Below are 5844 nucleotides of genomic sequence, written 5' to 3'. Positions count from 1 at the left end.
CAGAAGCTGAAATCGGCAAGATCTACGTAGGTAAGGTTGAGCGCATCGTCGACTTCGGCGCATTCGTTAACATCCTGCCAGGCAAAGACGGTCTGGTTCACATCTCCATGTTGAGCGATGCTCGCGTAGAGAAAGTGACCGACGTGTTGCAAGAAGGCCAGGAAGTAGAAGTATTGGTACTGGACGTCGATAACCGCGGCCGTATCAAGCTGTCGATCAAAGACGTCGCAGCAGCAAAAGCTTCCGGCGTGTAATTAGCCCGACGCTGAAAAGAACTGAAGGTCCGTCAAAGCGGGCCGCCGGTTCAATAAAAAAACCGCTTCCTCTGTACTTGGGGAAGCGGTTTTTTTTGGTTTCGTACCCCTCGACCAGGCCCATCAAGCCATCACGAAATTAGCTGCTCTTTTAAGCACTTACAGCTTCAGCCGAGAATTCAGCTAGGAAAACATGCATCCTGCACGCAGCATTCGACATCGAACGTGCAATCTGCACGAAACGAAACAGATGCCTATCGCTTAACCTATTGTTATTTAAGGGTTTATTTGTTTCGGAAAGTTGGCATAGCGCTTGCGATATCTCCTGTAACCCTGCCGCCAGCGACTTTGGCGCAGATTTTGAGAAAAACAGGAGTGACTCGTATGAATATGAATAAGTTCGCCATTGCCGCCGCTGCTGCCACTGCTTTGACTTTCACTTTGGCTAACTCGGCCTTCGCCCAGACCACAACTACCCAAGCGCCAATGGTTGTTGCTGCTGGTGAGATGACTAAGGCTGGCGAAGCGACTTCGGACACTTGGATTACCACCAAGGTCAAATCTGACTTGGTCACCGAAAAAGGTATTCCAGGCACTGACATCAAGGTAGAGACCAACAAAGGCGTGGTTTCCCTGTCGTCTACTGTCGCAATCACTGCCGCACAGAAACAAGTGGCCGTTGCTATCACCAAAAAAATCAAAGGCGTTAAAGCAGTCTCGGCCGATGGCCTGAAGTCTGAGTAACGTTTAACCCCTCGCTGTAACCATTGATAAGCGTCAGTCGGTAACTATGGAAGGTACTGGCTGATGTGTTGAAGGTTCATGCGAGACCATAAGGATGTGGTCATTACAGGCCTCGACGTTCGCGTCGGGGCCTGTTCTATTGTGGGAAGGGACATGTCACGAAGTGGGCACGGCTCGGTCAGTTGCCGCGCTTGCTACTGATTTGTGTCAGTCGGCCGCCTTCGAAGCGAAGGTACTGATACATGCCGTTGCTGGGGCCATAGATCCATTCTTCGATGGCCACTTCTTCGCGCCGGTCAGGACTGCGCAAATAACCGACCATATTTCGCGCGGCAGGCTCGCCGCACTTTTGCTGCACTTCGAATTCTCTGTCCCCGGCGCTGATCAACTGGCTGCCACAGCGTAACGTGTCAGCTTGCGCCTGGTGGGATACGCCAGCGAGTCCCCCAACGAGTACTAAAGGCAACAAAGCAGTCATACGCATGGTTATTCGCTGTCCAGATGCAATTGGCTTATTACCCGACCATCAGCTTCGGCCTTGCCCAGGTTGGCGTCGATGAAGAAAACCCGGTCATCGGCCAGTTTGCCCTTGTCGACCAAATAGTCCTTGATACTGCTGGCGCGGGCTTGGCCCAGTTGTCGCAGCAACACCGCGTTGCTACTCCAGGATGTGATGACCGCCGCGCGCATTTTTGCCGCCCGGCCTTCTTTACCTTGATCGGCCCATTCGGCTGGCGGCTGCTGTTTCAAGCGGTCCCGGTAGATACCTTCCAGCAGAGGCGGTTTTTCGTCTTCCGGCACCTTCAGCAATGAGGCCTGTGCAGGCACCTTGTCCCCGCGCCGTTGCAGAATTTTGTAATAGGTACTTTGGTATTCACGCTCAAGGCGTTGTTGGGCGATCAATGGGCCGTCACTGCTTTCGGCGCTGGTGCCTTCCACCTCAAGACGCAATGCTGGACGCTCTTTGAGGGCCGCTGAAAGCTTGTTAAGCGCAGACTGAGCGTCTGGGCTCAAATCGGTCGCACCCGGTGCAAACGCCACGGTGCCGAGGTCTTGGGAGTCTCCGCCGCTGATCAATCCACCGATGAACTTGAACGGTGCCTGGGCGGCGCGCAACACCAGATTGCGCAGGGTCTGCCAGACAATCGGCATGACGCTGAATTGCGGGCTGTTGAGGTCGCCGGAGATAGGCAGCTCAATGGAGATCTTGCCGTCGGTGTCTTTAAGCAGGGCGATGGCCAGGCGAATCGGCAAATCGACGGCGTTGGGGCTGTCTACTTTTTCACCCAATTGCAGTTGTTCCACTACCACTTTGTTTTCGGCCTTGAGTTGGCCTTTAGAGATCATGTAGTGCAGGTCCAGGTTGAGCCGACCTTTGCGGATACGGAAACCGGCAAATTTACCGGAATAGGGGGTCAGGGTCGTCAGCTCCACGCGTTTGAAACTGGTGGCGATGTCCAGACTCGACAATGGGTCGAAGGGATTGAGACTGCCTTTGATGGTGACTGGCGCATAGCGGTCCACCTTGCCGTTGATGTCCACCGTTGCAGGTTTTGGCTGACGGTTATCAAGGGTGCCGATTTTACCGTTGAGCTGCTGAATCGCAGTGGCGAAATTAGGCGTCAGGCTGAAGTCGGCAAAGTTGGCCGAGCCATCATTGATATTAACTTCGCCGATACGAATGCCCATTGGCTTAGCCGCAGTGCTCGTTGAGGCTTTGGCGGTCGGTTTGCTCGCGTCTGCAGGTTGCTTGACCAGCAGGTCATCAATGTTGGTGGTGCGGTCCTCGTTAATCATGAAGCGTGAATACGGCTGCGACAGATTGACCTTGGCGATCGTCAAGTGATCACCAAGCTCGAAGTCCAATCCTTCAAGACCCAACTGCTGCCACTTGAGGAAATCCCGCTGTTTGATGGTGTCGAGGGTGTGCAGTTGGTCAACCTGCGCCTTACCGGTGATACCCAACGCCAAAGGCTCGGTACTTTTCAGGTTGACCGCCAGATCGCTGCCAAGCATGCCGCTGCGCAATTCAAGTTTGATAAACGGGGTGATGTAGGACTGTGCCAGGCGCAGGTCGATGTCTTTGGTGCTGACCTGCAATTTAGCGCTGACCGGGCTAAGGTTGACGTCGCCAGCGGCCGTAATGTGGCCTTGTTTGCCAAGCCCGGTGTCGAGCTTGAGTTTAAAGGGCGACTTGTTGAGGCTGTCGAAATTCTGCAGATCCAGGTTCAGCGGACCCACTTCCAGGGCCACTGGCTCTTTAGGAACCCGGTCGGCCAGATGGATCTGGTAGTCGCGCAACTGTACGTCCTGCAGCAGCACTTGCCAGGGTTTGCTCGTCGCGGCGGGTTGCGCGGCGACTTCCGGTGCATTGCCGGCAGCCGCGGCAGGTGCTTTCACGGCGTCGGCGGGCACTGGTTTCTTCGGCTGGCTGGCAAACAACTTTTGCCAATCGAGCTGGCCGTCGGCTTCCCGGGCGGCCCAGGTTTCCAACTTGTTGCTGCGTATCTTGCCCACCGTCACCAGTTGTTTTGCCAGGTCGATGGACGTTTCGCTGACATCCAGCCGTTCAAGACGCACCAGCGGTCGGCCGTCAGGCGTATCTATCGCCAGCGGAGCAACGCTCAGCGCGGTGTTGGTCAGATTGAGCTCTGTCCCTTTCGCCAGGCTCATTGCGTAATCGGTACTGAAATTGACTACGCCGTCTTTCAGTTCCAGTGGCAGCGCGTCGCGAACATACGGCCACCAGACTTTCATCTTGCCGTCGGTGATTTTAAGTTTGCCCTCAGAGGTGATGGGAACCAGGCTGATGCGCCCGACCCAATCGATCTGCCCGCCTTCGGGACCTGCCGCGACCAGAGTCATGTCGGCATTGTCTTCGGGCAGCGTGCTGAGGTTCTTTAGTTCGAAATTGAGGGCATTGTACAAAAATTCTATGGGTTCGCTGGGACGCTGGTCCTGAAAGTGAACATAACCATCGGCCAACTTGATCTGGTCAATACGCATTGGGAAGGGCTTGCTGGCCGGCTGATCTTTGGCGGGTTCGCTTGGCGGCAGTTTGAACAACTGCGTCAGGTTTAGCGTGCCGTCTTTGCCAAACAGTATTTCGCTTTTGGGTTTATCCAGCTCAATGGCTGCCAAATGCAGGGCGCCGGTCCACAGGCTGTCAATTTGCAGGTTGGTGTACAGGCGATCAAAGCCGATTTGCTCTTGACCTGGTGCGCCGATATTCAGGCCCCACAAGGTCACTTCCAGGCTGAACGGGTTGAGCTCCAGGCGATCAAGCTTTGCCGGAACCGTGGAGTAGTTGGCCAACTGTTGGTTGATGATACGCAACGCGATGCCGGGCAAAATCAGAAATCCCAGCACGCTATAAAGTGCGATGACGGTCAGCAAGGCGCCGATGGCGCGTTTCATTCCTTTGGGCATGTGAGGCGTCGTCTCTTTATCGGAGGTGCTTGGAGTATGGCACGCGAAACTGGTTCCGAAGAAATAGCCTCACCTGTAGCGTTAATCGTTACTAATTGTCTTCATACTTCAAAACTGCAGGATCAAGGTTTTTAGCGGCGGTTGCTGATCCATGGAAGGAAAATCGCTGCCCGGCGTCATGACTTGCCACTCGCGCACGGGGCGCCCCGCCTTAGTGGCGCACCGCAAAACATCTTCGCGCCAATCGTCCATGCTGACCTTCGCCAGATTATTGCAGCAAATCAATACGCCGTTGGCGGCGGTGGTTAGCACGGCAGGCTTGAGCAAACTTTGGTAGTCCCGGAGCAAATCCACGGTGCCGAATGCGCTTTTCGCCCACGCGGGTGGATCAAGGAACACCAGGTCATATTGGCGTTGGTCGAGTCGCACGTATTCGGGCAGTTTGTTACCGCGACGGGGGGCAATGGGCAGCCCGGCCAGTTGTCTGATGGCCGGGAAGTAATCGGATTGCACGAACTTCATGGGTTTGAGTCCGGGGTTCAGCAGGCCGTTTTCGCGTCCCACTGCCAAATTGCCTTCGGCGAAATCCAGGTTGCATACTTCTCGCGCGCCGCCCGCTGCCGCACTGAGGCCAACGCCACAGGTGTAGGAAAACAGGTTGAGCACGGTTTTCCCGGCGCTGTGTTGCTTGATCCAGCCGCGGGTGTTGCGCAGGTCGAGAAACAACAGCGGGTCCTGGCCAGCGTGGCGCCCACGGACTCGGTAGTTCAGGCCCCATTCATGGCCGATCAAGTCATCAAGCGCTGCATCGTCGGGTTTATAGACGGCGTCGTTACGGTCGATGCGTGAATTGCCTTGGGATCGGTCGTTATAAACCAGCAGCGTATCGAGCCCCAGGCGCCCATTGACGGCGGCATGCAGCTCCAGCAGTGCACTGCGCTCCAGTCCGGTGTGAAAGCTCTGTACCAGCAATTGAGGGCCGTAGCGGTCGATGGTCAGGCCGCTGGCGCCTTCCTGGCTGCCATGAAACAGCCGATAGCAATCGGTGTTTTGTGCATGCAACTGGGCGAGCAATGATTGACGATTATCGAGGGCGACGCTGAGCGCCTGATTCAAGGAAGACATTCACGGCGCCTTGGGTTGGAAATGGGCGCAGAAGTTTAGCATTGCAGCTCGCGATATACCCCAATCTACCGTAGGAGCCAACATGTTGGCGAAGCGACATACCTGCCACGCTCACATTTAATTGCTCGCCAACAAGTTGGCTCCTACACAGGCTGTGTGAAAACAACTGCGGGCTGGGCACCTTCGGTGCTACGCACGCAATACTGCGTTAAAAACAGGCTCGTGCGCGAGTCCGATCAAAATGCTCATTTACAACCCGTAGAGTCGATCGCGACCCCGGCCGTTTCTCGCC

General features: G+C 55.5%; 5 protein-coding genes. 2 read left to right on the top strand and 3 right to left on the bottom strand.

Annotated features, from left to right (window positions below):
• A partial coding sequence (locus tag JWR17_RS08330) for a S1 RNA-binding domain-containing protein (RefSeq protein WP_299830176.1) occupies window positions 1-254 on the top strand: 254 nt, incomplete at its 5' end.
• A gap of 390 nt (window positions 255-644) precedes the next feature.
• Complete coding sequence (locus JWR17_RS08325) at window positions 645-998, top strand: BON domain-containing protein (RefSeq protein WP_299830180.1); 354 nt, start codon at window positions 645-647, stop codon at window positions 996-998.
• A 178-nt stretch (window positions 999-1176) separates the two neighbouring features.
• Here JWR17_RS08325 and JWR17_RS08320 read toward each other — a convergent pair whose 3' ends face one another.
• From JWR17_RS08320 to JWR17_RS08310, 3 genes are all read right to left on the bottom strand, one after another.
• Window positions 1177-1476: a DUF2845 domain-containing protein gene (locus JWR17_RS08320; protein WP_299830178.1), complete on the bottom strand. Its 300-nt coding sequence runs from the start codon at window positions 1474-1476 to the stop codon at window positions 1177-1179.
• A gap of 8 nt (window positions 1477-1484) precedes the next feature.
• Window positions 1485-4427, bottom strand: coding sequence for a DUF748 domain-containing protein (locus JWR17_RS08315; protein WP_299830174.1), 2943 nt, complete (start codon window positions 4425-4427; stop codon window positions 1485-1487).
• 108 nt (window positions 4428-4535) lie between these two features.
• A complete protein-coding gene (locus JWR17_RS08310; RefSeq protein WP_299830172.1) occupies window positions 4536-5552 on the bottom strand; it encodes a class I SAM-dependent methyltransferase in 1017 nt (338 codons plus the stop codon).
• Window positions 5553-5844 lie beyond the last annotated feature (292 nt).

The organism is Pseudomonas sp., from assembly GCF_028293835.1.
Taxonomy (GTDB): Bacteria; Pseudomonadota; Gammaproteobacteria; order Pseudomonadales; family Pseudomonadaceae; genus Aquipseudomonas.
Note: the sequence above shows the minus strand (reverse complement) of the source record. Positions and strands in the feature narration are given on the sequence as shown.

What these genes read in the sequence shown, in the direction of transcription:
- JWR17_RS08325 (WP_299830180.1), top strand. Translation starts at nt 645, where the DNA reads ATGAATAAGTTCGCCATTGCCGCCGCTGCTGCCACTGCTTTGACTTTC.
- JWR17_RS08320 (WP_299830178.1), bottom strand. Translation starts at nt 1,476, where the DNA reads ATGACTGCTTTGTTGCCTTTAGTACTCGTTGGGGGACTCGCTGGCGTA.
- JWR17_RS08315 (WP_299830174.1), bottom strand. Translation starts at nt 4,427, where the DNA reads ATGCCCAAAGGAATGAAACGCGCCATCGGCGCCTTGCTGACCGTCATC.
- JWR17_RS08310 (WP_299830172.1), bottom strand. Translation starts at nt 5,552, where the DNA reads ATGTCTTCCTTGAATCAGGCGCTCAGCGTCGCCCTCGATAATCGTCAA.